The following is a 17,044-nucleotide window of genomic DNA, read 5'->3' as shown; positions in this document are numbered from 1 at the left end:
GCCCCGGAGGCCTTCGACGAGGGACGCGCCCCCGACGTCGCGACCTGGGGTGCACGCGTCACCGTTACACGTCAAAGGAAACCTCGGACTGACATCGGCGGTCACGAGCTTCTGCAGCGCGCCATCCGCATCTCGCCGCCTGGCGTCACCACCACGCTGCCCTTGCGCACTGTCTCGATCATCAAACCATCTGGCTGGACGGGCTCAGACCTAACCGGCGCACCCGGCAGGACGCGCCAGATGCTGGCGGTCCATGCGCCGTCCGGTCCTTGATGCACCTCGTACAACGATCCCGCGTTGAGACCCAGATGCGCGAGCCCCACGATCGCCACGATCCTGTCGCCGACCAGATGCAGATCGCGTACATTCTTCTCGAGCAGCGTCTGGAACGTGCCGTCGTCGCCAACCACCACAAGCTCGCCACCCCATTCGCCGCGGTTACCGCCGACGAGCCATCCGTTGTCCAGGCGCAGGGCGACATCCGGTATCTGCTCGATGGACTCCCGATGCTCTCGAATGTTGCGGGCATCGACGGTGATGATGTCCTTGCCGGCGTCAAGTTGCTCTTGCGCGTCGGAGGCGCCATAGCTCAGGACGACTGTCGGATAGGCGAGTCGCTTCAGTGCGTCTTCCGACGTGTCCGAAAGCAGCTTCTGCATGCGGTTGTCGACACGTGAGGACTCCAGGATCTCGTCGCACTCCGGAAGTTTCCCACCGATGTCCATGAAGGCCATGTACTGCTGGAAGAACTCGTTCCGCGACGCTGGAGGCGGCACGCCACCACCCGCCTCGACCACGCGCGCGGCATCCTTCGCCGCATCTCGGACCGGTGGATACCAATGCGTGTCGGCGACGTGGGCCAGCGCCTCCGAAGCCTCCCGTGCATTCAGACGGGCGAGCGCATTCGCCGACGCCCAGACGAGCAGCGGATCGATGGGCTGATCCAGTGTTTGGATCAGCGCAGGGATCGCCTCGCGATAGCCGATGAACCCCAAAGTCGTGGCCGCCCAGACCCGCTGATCGGACACGTCGTCGAGCAGGGCGGTCACGTTGGGTCCCGCAGATCGACCCGCCACGCCGACCTCCGCGAGATCGCGGAGCATGAACTCATCTCCCTGCTCGCTGATGCGCTTCGCGAAAATGTCGCCGGACGACATCGAATGGATGCCGATCAGCGCGTTTTCGATCTGAAGACGTAAATGCGGAGAGTTCGCGGACTCGCGAAGAAGATCGGTCTCGATAGACAGCCCATCTGTGCCGAGCGCTCTGATCATGAACAGCGCTCCGCTCGCGACTTCCGGTCGATCCTGCTGATTTCGTACCAGCTGCATGAGCGGTCGCGCGGCAACGCGTCGCTCAGGCGACATTTCTTCGAGCGCGTATGCCAACAGGTCATGCGTTTGCTCGGGACAGGTTTTCCGGCAGCGCGCGCGCTCCAGAATGAAGGGGATCGCGCGTGCACCGCTCTCCGTGACCGCGTAGTACTCCTGGCTGTGCTGTCCGGACTCGGAGACGAGATACCGATCGACTGCCTCTCGCGCGGCATCATTCGAGTCGATTCGCGCCAATGCGCGAGGTAACCAGCCCAGCCCCCGATCGAGACCGCGCACGATCGCGGGAAGGTGCCGCACATCGATGACGGTCGCGTTGCTCAAGCCGTAAGCCGCGCTGTTCGCGACTCTCCGATCGGGATCTGACAGCAGCTCGACAAGCGCGTCCACCCCGCCAGCAACCGTCAGCAATCGCTTTGCCGAATCGAATGCTGCATTGGGAACGCGCCGTTCCGGGTTCGGTGTGGCGGCAACGCGTTGCGCTTCCAGACAGGTCTCGACGTTTTGGCAAGGCTCGCCCATGGAGGGGCGCCAGCCTTCAGCAGGCGTCGCGATTGCGACCAGAAAGAAGACCGGGATCAGCTTGCGCATGTGGCATCCGGGCGAAACTGAAACTGGAAATTCGCTGGCATGGAAACCTGGTTCAACTGCGGCACGTGTAGTAGCGATGTTCCGCATCGAGCGCCTGCTGCCAGCCGTTCGGCAACCGCAACATCACCAACCCGCCCATGCAGGCAACGCCATAGCGCTTCGCATCGTCGGTGCCGTGGGCGGGGACGCTCAAGACGCGGGTCGACGGCTGCGGCCGCCCCATGATCCGCGCGACGCTCTGCTTCGTCCGCGCGTCACTTTGCTCGCACATGTTGCGGAACAGATGTGCGTACGGGTTCGCGCGCTGATCGCGGGTGATGACACTGCAGTCCTGCGGCTGGCTGTAGGACACGTCGCCATAGCGCCCGGATTGACCGCTGGAGAGCAGCGGGGCCAGAAGCCCGATCAGCAGAAGCAAGTAGCGCACTGGACCTCCGTTTCCGGCATGCCTTTTCCGGGATGACTCTGTAAGTGGGCGTGGCCGCCTCGATCGAACCCTGTTAACGGACTCATTGCCGCCGCCGACTGCGTGGCCGGGTGCCGGGCAGCACCCCGGCCCATGTGGCAACTGCGGTCAACAGCAGCGAAGCAGCCGCGACAGGCAGGCGGAACCGGACCATGAACGATTCGACCGCCGCTTTCCCGCAGTCGTAGCCCCCATCGAACGTCTCGATACCCTCGCAGGCGACGAGGGCGACCACCGTGCTGAGCACGAACAGCAGCGGCATGGTGAACGCCACAAACCAAAGCAGGCCGAACAGGATGCGTCGCATGCGTAACCCTTATCGATGGGCGCTGACAGCTGGTGGCACGGAGCGCCGGCATTTCGGGCGTCGTTAAGACCCACTGCATTCGCGTGGATGACCACGCACGTCTGAACTGTTCACCTTGTCCCGCTGACACCGACCGCACGCAGCAAGTGAACCTGCCCCCGTTATTCCTCGATGGACCTGACCCCTTTGCCCGGAAGCCCGACCCATTTATCCGCCCCTGTTATCCATTAGTTGGCAGTCGCGGAGATGTAAGCGTAGGACTGTGGGGCGACGCCACTTGGAAGATATTTATTAAGCGGCTGAGGCTGGCTATATCTCTTTACATCTCGAACCTCGATCGCGTGTGCGGTCTTCCTGCCCGAGAAATACCGTCGATATAAATCTCTTGTAATTCCAGAGTGTGATCTCGTTCGATCCCAAATAATTGCGGGAGCTGCCGAATGAATGCACTTTATCGAGAACTCGCCGACTACCTGGCCGACGGGCATGGTGGCATAAATTATTACTGCTTCAACCTCGGTGCGAACATGAACGCGTCGCCTGAACTCGAACTTCTTAGTTCCGTTCAAGATTTTCTCTGCGTACTCGGGCTTAATCGACAATAAGATTTTCGTTGACACCTGAATCCTCCAAGATCGTTTCGAGCTGTTGGCTGTTTAGCTGCATGAATCCCCAATAAGCATTTGCGTCGAGTCCAACGGTATCCAGCAGATAGCCTCTCGTAAGTCGGCGCGGTAAAGCAATATTGTAAGTAAATCTAATGACGTGTGGGTAACGCTTTGTCCGCCAGAGATCGGAGAGCTCCGCAGACGTAAAAACGCTGTATGGATCACAATATGCAACGAATGACGCTTCATCTGAGAAGGAATTGATGTTTCTGTATTCCTCTACAACGCAAACGGAGGTAACGACAGCTCTAAAGCGAGCGCGCCCCGGCTCGTCTGATGTTCGGTAGATGACAATATTGTCGCCAGGCGCGAGCACCTCCATTCCGCCCATGCCGGCTAGATAAACTTTATGAATGCTGTTTGCATGAGAAACATCCTCCACGATATTGGCGGATTCATTCCGGAGGATCGAGTCGGGCAATAGTCGAGTGTGCCATTGGGGCCAAAGTGAGAGCAAGAATGAGCGGCTCGATTTTTCAATCTGAGGGTAGCGTAGAAGTGAGTCTGGATGATTAGCGCCAAACTGCTTAATCAGTACGATTTCCTCGCCATTTTCGGTGATTTTTTTTGCGGAGGGAAAAAATCCGTATCGCTGTAAAATTCTTATAAGAGGCGCGTGTTTTGCGAAAGCGGTAACGTAAACCTCGTCAACTTGGTTGGCGATTGCGTGATCAAATATTTTCTTGATAAATCTCTCGCCAAGCTTTGTCCCATGAGAGTTGATCTTGAATGTACCAACTTTTATGCGCGTCTTGGAGGGCAGGGGCGGAGTTACATCAGTTATTGGGCCGTCTTCTGACTTCAAGTACAGGAACCCTTCGATAGAACCCGAATCCGACTCAAATACGTAAGCGTCTTCATTCTCTTTGCGGCCGAACCATTCTGAGAATTCTACGTAATCTAATTTAAGAGAATCAAAGAACGGATCGGATAAGTTGATGTCTCCAAATTTCTTAGCTGTCAGCATTTGGGATTCCACTCATTGTTGGTGTTGCCATCCAGGAAAATAGCGAGTCGTTAAGTAACGGATCCAGATTATCTTCTACCCACACCACTGAGCCTCACACGGCACCCCATCGTTATTCCCATCCATCTTCGTATTCGGGCAATTGCGAATGAAGAACGTCGCTTCCTCGCATGACTGCATCTGCGAGCAGTGCTGGCGTCCATCGCAGCTAAAGCGCTGGGCCGGTGTCGGCGATACACGCGTCGATGCGGCGCGTGATGGCGTGGCGGTCGCGGCGATCGGTGTGATCGCCACAGATTCGGCCGCATGGAAGTGGCGATAGCCGCCCCACGCGGCAGCGATGAGCAACAGCACGATCAGAAAGCGCATGACGAGTTCTTCCTGGTCTGTGGCGAAAGGCGGCGGCGATTACCGCGGGCGGGGCTTTTTGCAAGCGCGAACGGTTGGAAGCTCATTTTCGACGCACGCTTTCGAGAATTCGGTCCAAGGCTGGCCGCGCGCGTTGATCGCCAAGTGCAACTGCCCGCTGCAACCACACGGTCGCATCCGCTCGGCGCCCGGCTTCGGTATGGATCAGGCCAGCGTTGTAGGCGCCGATGGCGCTGCCGAGTTCAGCCGCGCGCTCGAATGCGGCAAGTGCGCGCTCCGGGCAAAGCAGAAAGGCGTCGTAACCCATTCCAATGTGCACCAGGCCTTCTGCATTGCCTTGTTCGTCAAGGCTTGCCTCGTAGTCGATCAGCGCGCCGGGGATGAGCGCCATCATGACGTCATCGTTCTCGCGCACTGCATAGGGGCCGGTAATTCTCAGCGATGCGGCCTGCCTGGTTGTTCGCATGTTCCCTTTCTGATCGAGCCATAAAAAGCCATCGCTACCATCCACAGGCAAACCGTCGAGGGCGATGGAAAGTCGGTGTGCGAGGGTGTCGGTACTGCCGTCGGGACGTGCAGCCGTCCAGGAGCCGATGAGGTGTACGCGCCTGTCGCTCCTGGGCCGGCTTGCGCGCACGCCGTTGGCAACGTCCTCCACAGTCAGAATGCGAGCATCGGCGTCGTACATCCGCCATGGGCTGCTTTGCAGCCCAATCGTGAAGACTTCGGGGATGTCGAAGGCCTCCAGGCGCTGATGCAGCACCTCCGCTGCCGGCGTGCAGTTGGCGGCGCGCGCACGTGGATCACACTGCGGAATCGTCAGTGCGCCATGCAGCGTCGGCAACGACAGACACGCCCGAGCGATGTCTGGCAGTAAGGCAATGATGACGCCGACGACCACTGCGACCGGCCACGGCAGTCTGGTCAAATCGTCGAAGAGCCCACGACGTCCGCGTCCCATGCGAATCCCCCTTCCCCTGCGCGGACGATAGCGTGAAGGCCGCGTGCGGGAAAGCGCTTGTGATGCGCTGGAACGGCGCCAGCGCGCTGCATGCCCCCCAGCCAGCTTCCTTGCCCGCACTCGAACGCGGGGCAGGCGACCTAGGGCTGTCCCGGTATCGGGGGGCGGCACTCGCACCGAGACTCGGGAAGCGACGCAACAGGATCCCTTCGCTTTCCAAGGAGTCATCACATGTCCGCAGTCGCCCTCGATATCCACGCACTCACCAACGCCATCCGCGAACTCGCCGCGAGTACCGGCAGCGGTGCCGCGAACAGCCCCGATGCCCACCTGCCGGATGACTACACATCGCCGGACAAAGGCCAGTTGCTGGACATGGCCAAGGAACTGCATTCGCACGGCGACATCAAAGGCAAGAAGGACGACTACGACGCGCGGCTGACTGCGCTGGCCAGCGAGTTCCTGCCTGATCTGAGCGTGGAAGACCGCGGCCGGTTCATCGGTGCGATCCTCGAGAACGATGCGGGTGCGACGAAGTCCGACTCTTGGCTGCAGGGCGCGCGTCTGGACAAGCTCGTCGACGAGGGACGCATGACGGGCGAGCAGCGGCAGCAGGTGCTCGAGGCCTTCGGTCAGGCGTACACCGCCGGCGAGGCCGACACCGAGAACACGTGGCGCTTCATGGAAATGGACGGCGTCAGCGGCGAGGTGGTGGACAAGGCGACGCCGCGACAGACGTCGCTGGGCATCAGCAAGATCGAGAACCAGAACACCTCGGGCGAGGTGATGACGCGGTTCCTCAATGGTCTCGGCGAAGGCGACACGAAGAGTGCGGCGTTCGCGGATTTCATCGAGACCTTCACCATCGACCAGCTCCAGGAAGGCACGGTCGGCTCGACCGACACCGACAGCAATGACCGCGGCGATCACCTCGGCCTGCTGCTCAACGCCGCCGATCACGCCAGCGACAATCACGAGGTGGTGAACAATATCCTGCACGGCGTGGACAGCGAGAAGCGTGCACAGGCGATCCAGGACGTCAGCGAGAACTTCAGCAAGGTCACCACCGAGAACGCATGGCTCGACCGCGAGGACAGCCACCTGCCCGACGGCTACAACCGCGATCCGATGGAGATCATCATCCGCGCCGTGGCGAACGATCCGGCCAGCGTCTACGCCGGCGATTCGCGCAGTCACGCGGCCGATCTGGCGGAGACGATCCTCGACCAGTCCGAGAACAACCCGTGGGGCGAGAACGGCTTCTTCGACGACCAGAACATTCCCAAGACCGGCCGTCAGGAGGCGGTGAACGAGCTGGTGATGAAGAAGGCTGGCGAGATCTTCGAGTTCAACGGCCTGGGTGAGTCCGGCATCCACGACGGCAGCAACGTCAGCAACGTCGAGCGCAACGTGCAGACGATGGCGAACCTCACGCGCCTGACCGGCCTGTCGCCGACCAACGAGGCCGCGCCCGACGTGCTGAACTCGCTGACCAAGCTGTCCGATGGCTGGGCCAAGGACTACCTGGATGCGCGCGAGGCGGGCAACACCGACCGCATGTATCTCTACGAGCACCAGTTGACGCACGCGGTGGCCTCGACCGAGCAGGCCGTGCTCAACGGCTTCGCCGACAAGGCCGAAGACGACGCCGCGCGCCAGGCCGACATGATGAAGATGCTCAACTTCTTCGTCGGCATGGTGCCGTCACCGGGTGGCCTGCTGACCGACAACCTCAAGTCGGGCATCACCAAGGTCTTCGGCGAAAACAGCGGCGTGACCAAGGCCTTCGACAGCGCATCCGAATCCGTGAGCGGCGTGATCGATGGGAACAGCGTCGACGTGTTCAAGGACAAGATGGTCGAGATCTTGAGCAAGTCGGATCATCAGGACCAGTACCTGGCGACGTTCCGCGACAACGCCAACGAGTTCATCGAGGCGCAACTGCTGCGCGGTCTGGACGGCGAGGGCACGGCCGGCATCCGCGCCGAGATCGTGAAGGAAGCCTCGCAGCTGTTGAAGGCATAAGAGCGGGCAGCGGTGGAACGGGAGCGCCCGGCATGCCCGGGCGTTTCCATGTGCCCCGCGGATGCAATGCCTCTAGAACAGCGCGCCCTGCGTCGGAATCTCCGGGTCGGCGGTGTCCACTGGAAGCGGCTGCGGTGGGCGGTCCGCGCCCAGCCGCCAGCCCAGCCCCGACCAGCGGCTGGCATGCCGCGCGAGGGCTTCGGTGATGACATCCGCATGCGCGGCGATGTGCAGCGCGCTGCGGGCGCGGGTCATGCCGGTGTAGACGAGTTCACGCGACAGCACGCGGTTGAAGCGTTCGGGCAGCACCAGCCAGACCTCGTCGAACTCCGAGCCCTGTGCTTTGTGCACGGTCATCGCGAATGCGCTGTCGTGCGCGGGGAGCGCAGAGGGATGGAAAGGCCGCGGATGCAGCGGGTCGTCGCCGGGGAACCACGCCGTGACCGCACCGCTGCCATCGGCGAGACAGATGCCGATGTCGCCGTTGAACAGCCGGTGGCGGTAGCTGTTCTCGGTGACCAGCAGCAGTCTGCCGTGGAAATAGCCCGGCCCCGCGCCGCGACGCATGCTGCCGCCGAGGAGTTCTTCGATGCGCGCATTGAGTCCGCGTGCGCCCTGCGGTCCTTCGCGGACTGCGGTGAGGACGCGCAGTCGGCCGGCGAGTGCGAGGGCGTCGGCCGGATCGGTGGTGTCGGCGAGTGCGGTCCAGTGCGCGAGCAGATGCGCGCGGTGTGCGGCAAGCGGATCGGACTGGCCTTCGTGGAAGTGCACGCCGGCGAGTTCGCCGGCGCGCAGCAGCGAGAGTGCGGTAGGCGCATCGCCTTCGCGCACGGCGGTCGCGAGCGGGGCGAGATCGAGGGCAGCGCTCTGGCGGTAACCGCGTTGCAGGTGGATGCGGCGGCCGGGGAAGGTCTGCGCGTCGGTCGTTACAGAAGTCGCTGGGCCCCGGCGTGCGCCGGGGCGACGATCGGAAGTGTCGAGCAGTGCGTGCAACGCATCCGCGTCGTCAGCAGCGATGTCCGTGCCGTCTCCGGCCGCACGCAAGATGCCGCTGAGCACATCGCCGGCTTCGACCGAGGGCAGCTGGTCGGGATCGCCGAGCAGGACGAGGCGCGCGCCGTCGGCGACGGCTTCGACCAGTTTGGCCATCAGCGGCAGATCGATCATCGAGGCTTCGTCGACAACGACGACATCGAACGGCAGCGGGTTGTCGGCGTGGTGGCGGAAGCGCGGGCTGTCGGGAATCGTGCCGAGCAGGCGGTGCAGCGTGGTGCCGGCCGTGGGCAACGCGTCGAGCAGCGCGACATCGACACCTGCTGCCGCGAGCGTCTGCACAGCCTTGCGCACGCTCTCGGCCATGCGCTCGGCAGCGCGGCCGGTTGGCGCGGCGAGCGCGATGCGCGGTGCGGGATTTCCTGCCTGTTGCGCCTGCGCGGTGAGCAGGGCGAGCAGACGGGTGATCGTCGTGGTCTTGCCGGTGCCGGGGCCGCCAGTGATGAGAACCAGGTTGTCGCGCAGCGCGACCGCGGCGGCGCGCGCCTGCAGATCGTCACCGGTGCGGGCATCGGGAAACAGCTGCGCGAACAGGGGCGCGAGTGCGTCCAGGTCGCCGCCTTCGGGCCTGTGCGCACCGATGCGGCGCAGGCCGAGCGCGAGGCGGCGTTCGTATTCGCGATAGCGGCGCAGGTAGAGCAGGCCGTGTTCGAACACCAGCGGCGTGTCGGCGACGGATTCGGTGTCGCCGTCGGCGGGCTGCGAAATCCACGGCGAGGCTTCGAGTGCAGCGCGCCAGGTATCGGGTGCGGGCCAGTCGATGTCGGCGTCGACCAGGCGCTGCGGCGCCGCGGGATCGAAACCGGCGTGACCGTTGGCGACGGCGAGCGAGGCGAGCGCGGCCGCAGCGAGCACGGTGTCGGGCGTGGCGGGATCGAGGCGCCGCAGTGACTGCGCGAGCGCGGTGTCGAGCGTGCGCAGCGCGCCGGCTTCGCGGAGGTTTTTGAGGAGGGTCATTGGGGGTAGTTGTCCTGCGACCGGTTGCCCTCACCCCAACCCCTCTCCCGGAGGGAGAGGGGCTCAAAGCAACGCAATGCTCGCACGATTCGAGCCCCTCTCCCTCTGGGAGAGGGGTTGGGGTGAGGGCAGACGCTCGCGATGAACGGAACGCCAGCCGCTCGCCAGCCCGAAAAAGCACGTGCGTTCAATCTTCCACAGCACTGACCGATCGCCCCCACCCAACCCTCCCCCGCGCGCGGGGGAGGGCGCTGCTCCTGCGCGTGTTCAAAATGGATTGCGCGTCCGGCGCTCACGCCACCACCTCCGCATCTCGCCCCGCGAACAATTCGTCCAACGCATTCACCAGCGCCGGCGCGAAGCGCCACGCCTGCACACCCGGCGCGTCTTCGCGCGTCGCATCCAGCCCGCGGCAGAACAGGTAGCGCACGCCGCCGAAGTCACGCGCGTAGTCGTAACCCTCGCCCAGACGGAACCGCAGCCAGCGATGCAGCGCGACGGTGTAGATCAGCGCCTGGAGGTCGTACTCGCTGTGCGCCATCGCGGCGTCGAGTTGCGCGGGGCCGTAGCCGGGCAAACGGTTGGTCTTGTAGTCGAGCACGTACCAGCGGCCGTCATGCACGTAGGTCAGATCGATCAGACCGGTCATCAGGCCTTCGAGCTGGCGACGCGTGCCGAAGCCGCTGCGCGCCGACAGCACGTCGTGGCGATGCAGCAGGGCGAGCAGGGCATCGATGCGCGTGGGTGCGAGGGCGAACTGGAATTCGATTTCCGGACGCCGCGCATCGGACGGCACGTCGGCGAGGCGCACGCCTTCGGGCAGGGTGACGGTCAGCGTCTGGCCGACGAGCGGGGTCAGGACCTCGATGCCGTCTTCGAGATCGGCGTCTGCATAACCGGCAGCGCGCAGGCGCTCGTTGATGACGTCCGCATCGGCCTCGGGTGCAGGCATACCGGGCGTCCACTTGGACCACTGCGCGAAGTCGCTGCGTTCGAGCACGTCGTGCAGCACCACGCCGAAGCGCGCGCCGGCGAAGCGTGGGTCGTAGGCATCGGTCTCGACCGCAGCGTCCGGTGCGGCATCCGGATCGACGGCCGGTTCGTCCAGACCACCGGGCGCGGCCTGGGTGGACGCGCTCGATGCGTCGTGGCCGGACTCGGCATTCGCCAGCTGGGTGAAGCTGTAGACCCACCAGTCGCTCAGCAGCGAGCGCGTGGCGACGCGCGCGGGCGGCACGGCGTCTTCGGAGTCGGGCGGCAGCCACGGCAGCGACGTGGGCGGCGTCTGCGTGTCGATGCGGATGGCAGCGCCCAATGCTTCGGCCAGCGCGTCCGGCGTGTCGATCATGTGCGCGATCGCGGCCTTGTCATGGCCGTAGAACTTCCCGCCCGCGAGCCACAGCGCGTTCCGCGCGCGGGTCAGGCCGACGTAGAGCAGGCGCGCATCTTCGGCGCGTTGGCTGTCCTGCCAGCGCTGCTTCGCGTCGTTCCAGCCCGAGCGCGACGGCAGCAGTTTCCAGTGCAGGGCGCGGCCGTCGTCGTCGGCCACGGTGACGTGACGTCCGGCGTCGCGCGGCTTGCCGCCGATGCCGGCGAACGGCAGGAACACCAGCGGATATTCCAGGCCCTTGCTCTTGTGCAGCGTGACCACCTGCACGCGGCGCGCGTCGGACTCGAGGCGCAGCAGCTGGCTGTCGTCGTCACTGCTGGCGGACGCGATCGCGCGCGACAGCCAGTCGACCAGGCCGTGCAGACCCAGCGCGTGCGCCTGCGCTTCCTGCAACAGTTCGGCGAGTTGCAGATAGTTCGTCAGGCGACGCTCGCCATCGAGCAGGCCGAGCAGGCGGCCTGCGTGTGCGGCGCAGAGATCGGTGATCAGGGCGAGCGGGCCACCGCGTTGCAGACGGTCACGCCAGCCGAGAGCGGCGAGCTGCCAGCTGCGCAACGCGTCACCGTCCTCGTCGAGTGCGGCGACCTGCGTCGCGTCCTCGCCGACCAGCACCGTCGACAGCGCCATGCGCAGGCGGCCATCGTCGGCGCCGTGCAGCAGTGCGAGCAGCAGCGCATGCACGTCGCGCGCCTCGGCGGTTGCAAACAGGCTCTGCTTGCCGGCCGCGACCGCGGGAATGCCGACCATTGCCAGCGCGGCACGGATGCGCGTGGCCTCACTGTGCGAGCGCACCAGCACCGCGATGTCGCCGGGCTGCACCGGGCTGCCCTCGATCAACGCGCGGCCTTCGCGTGCATCGGACAGCACGCGATGGATTTCGGCGACGCAGGCCTGGGTCGCGAGTTCGCGCGAACGGCCGGCGCTCCAGGGTTTGACCTTGCCCTTGTGGTCGGGCGGCGGATCGGGCGCCTGCCACAAGGTGAGCGCAGGCGCGGGTGCGCCATCGCGCAGATAGTCGTCATCGCGACGCACGCCGCCGGGTTCGACTTCGCGGAACCGGATGCGGGCATCGACGAACGGCGGATGGCCTGTGCCTTCCGCCTGCGCGTACAGCGCCGCGACTGCGCGCAGCACGCCGGGGCGTGAGCGGAAGTTCAGCGCGAGCGGCGGTGCGAGTTCGGCCGAGGCCTGCGCGGCGAGATAGGTTTCGACGTCGCCGCCGCGGAAACCGTAGATCGCCTGCTTGGGATCGCCGATGACAAACAGCGCCGGTTCGCCACTGGCGGCGCCGAACACGCGTTCGAAGATGCGCCACTGGCGCGGATCGGTGTCCTGGAATTCGTCGACCAGCGCGACCCGGTACTGCGCACGCAATTGCGCGACCAGCGCATCGGCCTGCGGACCGTCGACCGCATCGGCCACGCGGTCGATCAGATCGTCGTAGGTCTGCACGCGCTGTTGCTGCTTGAAGCGATCGACACGGGCGCGCGCGTCATCACGCAGGCGATGCAGCAGCTCGACGCGGCGCGCGTCCTGCCATTCGGCGATTTCGTCGAGCGCATCGAGATATGCGGGAATCGCATCGCAGATCGGCGAGTCGGGCGTGCGTCCAGCGCCGGCCTTATTGGTCTTTTCCAGCAGCCGCTCGCGATGCAGATGCGGCAGCTTGGCGTGATGGAACGGCGCATCGTGATTGCCGGCCGCGCACCAGGTGCGCAGATCGGCGAACAGCGCGGTGATCCAGTCGGCCTTGTAGCTGGCGCCATGCAGGATCTTGTTGTCGACGGCCGCGATCAGCGACGCGCGGAAGTCGTCGCCGTGCACATGGAAGGCATACGCGAGCGCGGCACCGGCAGCGCGTAGACGCGGCGCTGGATCGTCGGGCAGTTCAGTGAGTGCAGGCCGCAGCACGCGTTCGCGCACCAGCGGCGACAGATCGCCGGCGAGGGCGAGCGGGCCGCCCGACCACAGGCTCAGCAGATCGTCGGCGGCATCGGGCTCGACGCCGTGCGAGCGCCACAGATCGGCGGCGATCGCTTCGCGCAAGGCGGTGTCGCTGGCCATCAGCTCGGGCGCATCAAAACCCTGCCCGGCTTCCAGTGCGTGTTCGCGCAGCACGCGCGCGCAGAAGCCGTGGATGGTGAAGATCGCTGCGAGATCGATCTCGTCGGCCGCCGTGCGCAGGCGGCGCCGCAAGGCATCGGCGCTTTCCTCGCCGCGCGCGAGATGCTGCGCGAGCACGGTGTGGGTCAGCGCGGTCTCGGGCGAGGCGTCGTCGCCGATGTCGGCCTCGACCAGCGCCTCGGCCATCTTCAGCCGCGTGTGGATGCGGCTGCGCAGTTCCTGCGTGGCGGCTTCGGTGAAGGTCACCGCGAGAATCTCGCCGACGCGCAGGCCACCTTCGACGACGAGGCGCACGACCAGCGTCGCCAGCGTGAACGTCTTGCCGGTACCGGCCGACGCCTCGATGGCGCGCACGCCGTCGAGCGGCAGCAGCAGGTAGGGATCGGATTCACTCATTCCGATTCCTCCACGTCGAGTTCCGCGGCGATCGTGCGCAGCGCATCGGGATCGGTGCCGCCGTACACCCGTCCCGAGACGACCGCGTTGAAGACCGTCAGCGCCTGATCGACGAACGCGACCTGCGTGGCGGCGTCGGTGAAGGGATCGCGCCCGCGCAACGCAAGCCGCAAGGCTTCGGTATTGCCTTCGCCCCAGCTGCGGTCGCTGCCGTGCCACTTCTTCGCCGCGTTCTGGAGACCGCGTTCGAGCGTCGGCGCGTTGAACAGTTCCCAGCCGCTGTAGGGCGCGAACGGCAGCGGCGCGCGCAGGCCCTGTGCGCGCAGCGCGATCAGGTGCGCGAGCAGGGCGCGGGCCTCGTGCGGTGCGAGCGTGGCGCGCGTGTGCGGACCGGCACCCGCATCGCCGCCATCGTGGAACTGCACCAGCGGTGTGTCGAGTCCGGCTGCGCTGGCGAGCAGCCAGTCGAGGCCATCGCGGATCGAGGAATTGCCGTTCGGCGCGTCGAATCGGATGCGCGCGATGCCATGCGGATACACGTCGGCGAGTCGCCCGTGCACGGGGACACCATCGATGTCGACCTCGATGCGTGGTGAATCGGGGACCGCATCGCCACGCCAGTCGCGGAACGCCTCGGCGTAGCCGTCGACCTCGCGGCGTACCGCATCGAGCGTGCGACGCCCCAGCGGTCCGGACGGCAGCAATCCGCGCGCGCGCAGCAGCGCTTGCGTGGTCGCATCGTTGTCGCCGCGCAGACGCGCCTCGAACACCGCACGCTGCAGCTGTTGTTTGGCGAGACCGCGGCCGGGCGCGAGCAACGGCTCGACATCGCCTTCGAGCGTGTCGACGTCGGCCAGCCGCATGCCGAGCCGCTGGCGCAGGAAGGTCTCGGCCGGGGCCTGCAGGAACCGGCGCAGCGCATCGAGCGACAGCGACGCGTCGTCGTCCTCGATCGGCGGCAGCACGGTGCCGTCGAACCATGCCGGCAATGCGATGCGCCGCTGCACGGGCTGCGAGGCGGCCTGCCACCACTGCTGGCGGTACGAGAAGCGACGCGGCTCGTCGCCGGCGCCGAATGCCGCGGGCGCGAACGGCTGCAGCGGGTGATGCACGACGAGACCGGCGGCCGCACGTGCATCCGGCGCGTGTTGCGCATCGGCGGCGGCCAGCAGTTCGGTCACCAACACCGATGGCTCGCGCACGCTGCCGTCGCGCGGGTCGGCGCCCTGGTAGCTGACGTAGAACACGTCCTGCGCAGCGGCGAACAGCTGCAGGAACAGGAAGCGGTCGTCGTCGCGCGTGCTGCGGTCGCCGACCTGGCGGCGATCGGTGCCGAGTTCGGCGGTCAGGCGATTCAGACCCGCCGCGGCATCGCGACGCGGAAAGTCGCCATCGTCCATGCCGAGCAGGCAGATCGCGCGGAACGGCAGCAGACGCATCGGCACCATGCGACCGATGCTCACGCCGCCGGTCAGCAGCGGCGCGCGCGTGTCGGCCTCGCCGAGCACGGCGGCGAAATGCGCGCGAACCGCCTCCGACGGCACCGGCGCATCGAAGCCGGCGCGCGTGGCGTCGGCGGCGAACGCGTCGATCAGGCTGCGCAGGCGATCGAGCGCGCGCTGGGTGGCGGGCGTCGACGGCGGTTTCGGCAACAGCGCGTCGAGCAGACGCAGCAGGCGATCGCGCCAGGCTTCGGGCGGCATCGCATCGCCGAGGTCCTGCGCATGACGTGCGAGCACGCGCAGCAGACGGATCAGCGTGTCGAGCGCGTCGAGCGCGCTGCCTTCGAGTTCCGGCAGCGGCGCGATCAGATGGCCGGATGCGGTCGCGATCGGCGCATCGCTGCCGCTGGCATGGCCGAGCAGCAGACGATCGAGCGCGAACGCCCAGGTGTAGGCATCGTCGGCCGGCGCATCGAGACGCGCACGATGCGCAGCGTCGATGCCCCAGCGCGCACCCGCCGCGAAGAGCCAGGCGTGCAGCCGTGCGAACGCACCGGCATCGAGCCCGGCGGATTCGGCCAGCGGCGGGCTGGCCAGCAGGTCCAGCGTTTCCTCCAGACCGAAACGCGCGACCGGCAGTGCGAGCAGACGCAGGAACACGTCGGCCAACGGCTCGCCGGCGAGCGGGCTGGCATCGGCCAGCGCGTAGGGAATGTGCTCGTGCGCGGCCTGCCCCTCGCGCCCGCGACCGCCGAACACCGCATCGAGATACGGGATGTAGGGATCGATGTCCGGTGCCAGCACCGCGACGTCGCGCGGCTGCAGCGGCGGATCGAAGCGCGGATCCTCGAACAGGGCGCGCAGCTGGTCGTGCAGCACCTGCAGTTCGCGCAGGCGCGTGTGGCAGGCGTGCACCTGCAGGCTGGGATCGTCGCGGCGCAACGCGGGCAGACGCGTGCGCGGATCGTCGGCGGTCGGCGTCAGCGGCGGTGACGGCAGGCGCTGGAACAGATCCGACTGCAGACGCCGCAGCAGGCTGCCGTGCAGCGCGCCGCCGCCCCCGGCGGGATCGGCATCGCTGCGCAGTTCGACATCGGGATGCACGACTTCGTAACTGCCGAGCACCGCCATGAAATCGCGACCGGCGTGGCCCCAGGCCTGCAGCAACGGATTCTCGGTACGCGCAGCCTCGGCGCCGCCGGCGCGCACGCGCTGCAGATCGCCCCAGTAATCGCGGCTGGGCGAAGGCACGTAGAAATGCAGCGTGCCGACGCGCGCCTGCGTAGCCAACACCCGCAGCACGTCGGGCGAGACGTTGAGCGTGGCGAACGCGAACAGCCGCGGTGGCAGGCCGCCGGGCAACGGCGCGTCGGCGCTTTCGAAACAGTCGAGATACTGCTGGATGCGCCGCGCGCGGTGCTGGCGACCGCGCGCGATGCGTCGCCACAGGATCGCCTGCGGATCTTCGGCGTCCGCGCCCGCTTCCCAGCGCAGCAGCCAATCGCGGCGCCAAGCCTGGTACTTCTCGAACACCGAGGCGAGTTCGCCGGCCAGCGCCCATGGCCGCAGCGGGTCGACGCTGTCGACATGCGCACGCAAGGCGGCGAGCGCGGGTTGGGCGAGAAACGCCGGATCGGTGAGCGCGGCATACAGATGCCAGCGCAACGCGGCGGCGTCGGGTTCGTCGGTCGGTGGACCGAGATTGGCCGACAGCGCCCTGCCGACGAATTCGCCGGGCGTCACGAACTCGAGATTCGCGGCGACGCCGTGCTCGGCAGCGAGCGTGGCCTGCAGCCAGCGCCGCATCGCGACCTGCGGAATCAGCACGACGTCAGGCGCCAGCAAGGACTGCCCGGGCGCCGGCGTGCGCAGCGCGTGCGCCATCAGGCCCGCCAACACCTCCAACGCATTGGAGTGGTAGAGGCGGAAGTCGGGTGCGGCATCAGGCATCGGGCCATGATGCCGGAGCGGGCTCTCGCAGCGTGAGACCGCGTGCG

At 66.1% G+C, this 17,044-nt stretch carries 11 protein-coding genes; 1 reads left to right on the top strand and 10 read right to left on the bottom strand.

The features are described 5' to 3' along the window. Window positions 1–101 precede the first annotated feature (101 nt). The 7 genes from AC3A5T_RS02070 to AC3A5T_RS02040 form a co-directional block, all read right to left on the bottom strand. On the bottom strand, window positions 102–1,922 hold the full coding sequence (locus AC3A5T_RS02070) for a HEAT repeat domain-containing protein (protein ID WP_487627136.1): 1,821 nt from the start codon (window positions 1,920–1,922) through the stop codon (window positions 102–104). A gap of 52 nt (window positions 1,923–1,974) precedes the next feature. Beyond that, complete coding sequence (locus AC3A5T_RS02065; RefSeq protein WP_487627135.1) at window positions 1,975–2,340, bottom strand: hypothetical protein; 366 nt, start codon at window positions 2,338–2,340, stop codon at window positions 1,975–1,977. A 91-nt stretch (window positions 2,341–2,431) separates the two neighbouring features. Next, window positions 2,432–2,695: a hypothetical protein gene (locus AC3A5T_RS02060; protein WP_487627134.1), complete on the bottom strand. Its 264-nt coding sequence runs from the start codon at window positions 2,693–2,695 to the stop codon at window positions 2,432–2,434. Between the two features lie 227 nt (window positions 2,696–2,922). Beyond that, window positions 2,923–3,315 carry an ASCH domain-containing protein gene (locus tag AC3A5T_RS02055; RefSeq protein WP_487627133.1) on the bottom strand — a complete coding sequence of 131 codons (393 nt, stop codon included), beginning with the start codon at window positions 3,313–3,315 and terminating at the stop codon, window positions 2,923–2,925. Beyond that, complete coding sequence (locus AC3A5T_RS02050) at window positions 3,287–4,330, bottom strand: N-acetyltransferase (protein ID WP_487627132.1); 1,044 nt, start codon at window positions 4,328–4,330, stop codon at window positions 3,287–3,289. The genes AC3A5T_RS02055 and AC3A5T_RS02050 overlap by 29 nt, the downstream gene beginning before the upstream one ends. A gap of 75 nt (window positions 4,331–4,405) precedes the next feature. Continuing rightward, window positions 4,406–4,699: an excalibur calcium-binding domain-containing protein gene (locus AC3A5T_RS02045; protein ID WP_487627131.1), complete on the bottom strand. Its 294-nt coding sequence runs from the start codon at window positions 4,697–4,699 to the stop codon at window positions 4,406–4,408. An 82-nt stretch (window positions 4,700–4,781) separates the two neighbouring features. Beyond that, window positions 4,782–5,660 carry a hypothetical protein gene (locus AC3A5T_RS02040; protein ID WP_487627130.1) on the bottom strand — a complete coding sequence of 293 codons (879 nt, stop codon included), beginning with the start codon at window positions 5,658–5,660 and terminating at the stop codon, window positions 4,782–4,784. A gap of 231 nt (window positions 5,661–5,891) precedes the next feature. Between AC3A5T_RS02040 and AC3A5T_RS02035 the strand changes: the two genes are divergently transcribed. Then, complete coding sequence (locus AC3A5T_RS02035; protein WP_487627129.1) at window positions 5,892–7,685, top strand: hypothetical protein; 1,794 nt, start codon at window positions 5,892–5,894, stop codon at window positions 7,683–7,685. Window positions 7,686–7,757: 72 nt separating this feature from the next. Here AC3A5T_RS02035 and recD read toward each other — a convergent pair whose 3' ends face one another. The 3 genes from recD to recC all read right to left on the bottom strand — a co-directional run bounded on the left by recD (window position 7,758) and on the right by recC (window position 16,997). Further along, window positions 7,758–9,695 carry an exodeoxyribonuclease V subunit alpha gene (gene recD, locus AC3A5T_RS02030; protein WP_487627128.1) on the bottom strand — a complete coding sequence of 646 codons (1,938 nt, stop codon included), beginning with the start codon at window positions 9,693–9,695 and terminating at the stop codon, window positions 7,758–7,760. A 292-nt stretch (window positions 9,696–9,987) separates the two neighbouring features. Continuing rightward, window positions 9,988–13,605, bottom strand: coding sequence for a UvrD-helicase domain-containing protein (locus AC3A5T_RS02025; protein ID WP_487627127.1), 3,618 nt, complete (start codon window positions 13,603–13,605; stop codon window positions 9,988–9,990). Further along, on the bottom strand, window positions 13,602–16,997 hold the full coding sequence (recC, locus tag AC3A5T_RS02020; RefSeq protein ID WP_487627126.1) for an exodeoxyribonuclease V subunit gamma: 3,396 nt from the start codon (window positions 16,995–16,997) through the stop codon (window positions 13,602–13,604). Before recC ends, AC3A5T_RS02025 begins: the two co-directional genes overlap by 4 nt. Window positions 16,998–17,044 lie beyond the last annotated feature (47 nt).

Source organism: Luteimonas sp. Soil_C_16 (assembly GCF_057657295.1).
This window is presented reverse-complemented; position numbering and strand designations above follow the sequence as displayed.

What these genes read in the sequence shown, in the direction of transcription:
- AC3A5T_RS02050 (WP_487627132.1), bottom strand. Translation starts at nt 4,330, where the DNA reads ATGCTGACAGCTAAGAAATTTGGAGACATCAACTTATCCGATCCGTTC.
- recC (WP_487627126.1), bottom strand. Translation starts at nt 16,997, where the DNA reads ATGCCTGATGCCGCACCCGACTTCCGCCTCTACCACTCCAATGCGTTG.
- AC3A5T_RS02060 (WP_487627134.1), bottom strand. Translation starts at nt 2,695, where the DNA reads ATGCGACGCATCCTGTTCGGCCTGCTTTGGTTTGTGGCGTTCACCATG.
- AC3A5T_RS02045 (WP_487627131.1), bottom strand. Translation starts at nt 4,699, where the DNA reads ATGCGCTTTCTGATCGTGCTGTTGCTCATCGCTGCCGCGTGGGGCGGC.
- AC3A5T_RS02035 (WP_487627129.1), top strand. Translation starts at nt 5,892, where the DNA reads ATGTCCGCAGTCGCCCTCGATATCCACGCACTCACCAACGCCATCCGC.
- recD (WP_487627128.1), bottom strand. Translation starts at nt 9,695, where the DNA reads ATGACCCTCCTCAAAAACCTCCGCGAAGCCGGCGCGCTGCGCACGCTC.
- AC3A5T_RS02040 (WP_487627130.1), bottom strand. Translation starts at nt 5,660, where the DNA reads ATGGGACGCGGACGTCGTGGGCTCTTCGACGATTTGACCAGACTGCCG.
- AC3A5T_RS02025 (WP_487627127.1), bottom strand. Translation starts at nt 13,605, where the DNA reads ATGAGTGAATCCGATCCCTACCTGCTGCTGCCGCTCGACGGCGTGCGC.
- AC3A5T_RS02070 (WP_487627136.1), bottom strand. Translation starts at nt 1,922, where the DNA reads ATGCGCAAGCTGATCCCGGTCTTCTTTCTGGTCGCAATCGCGACGCCT.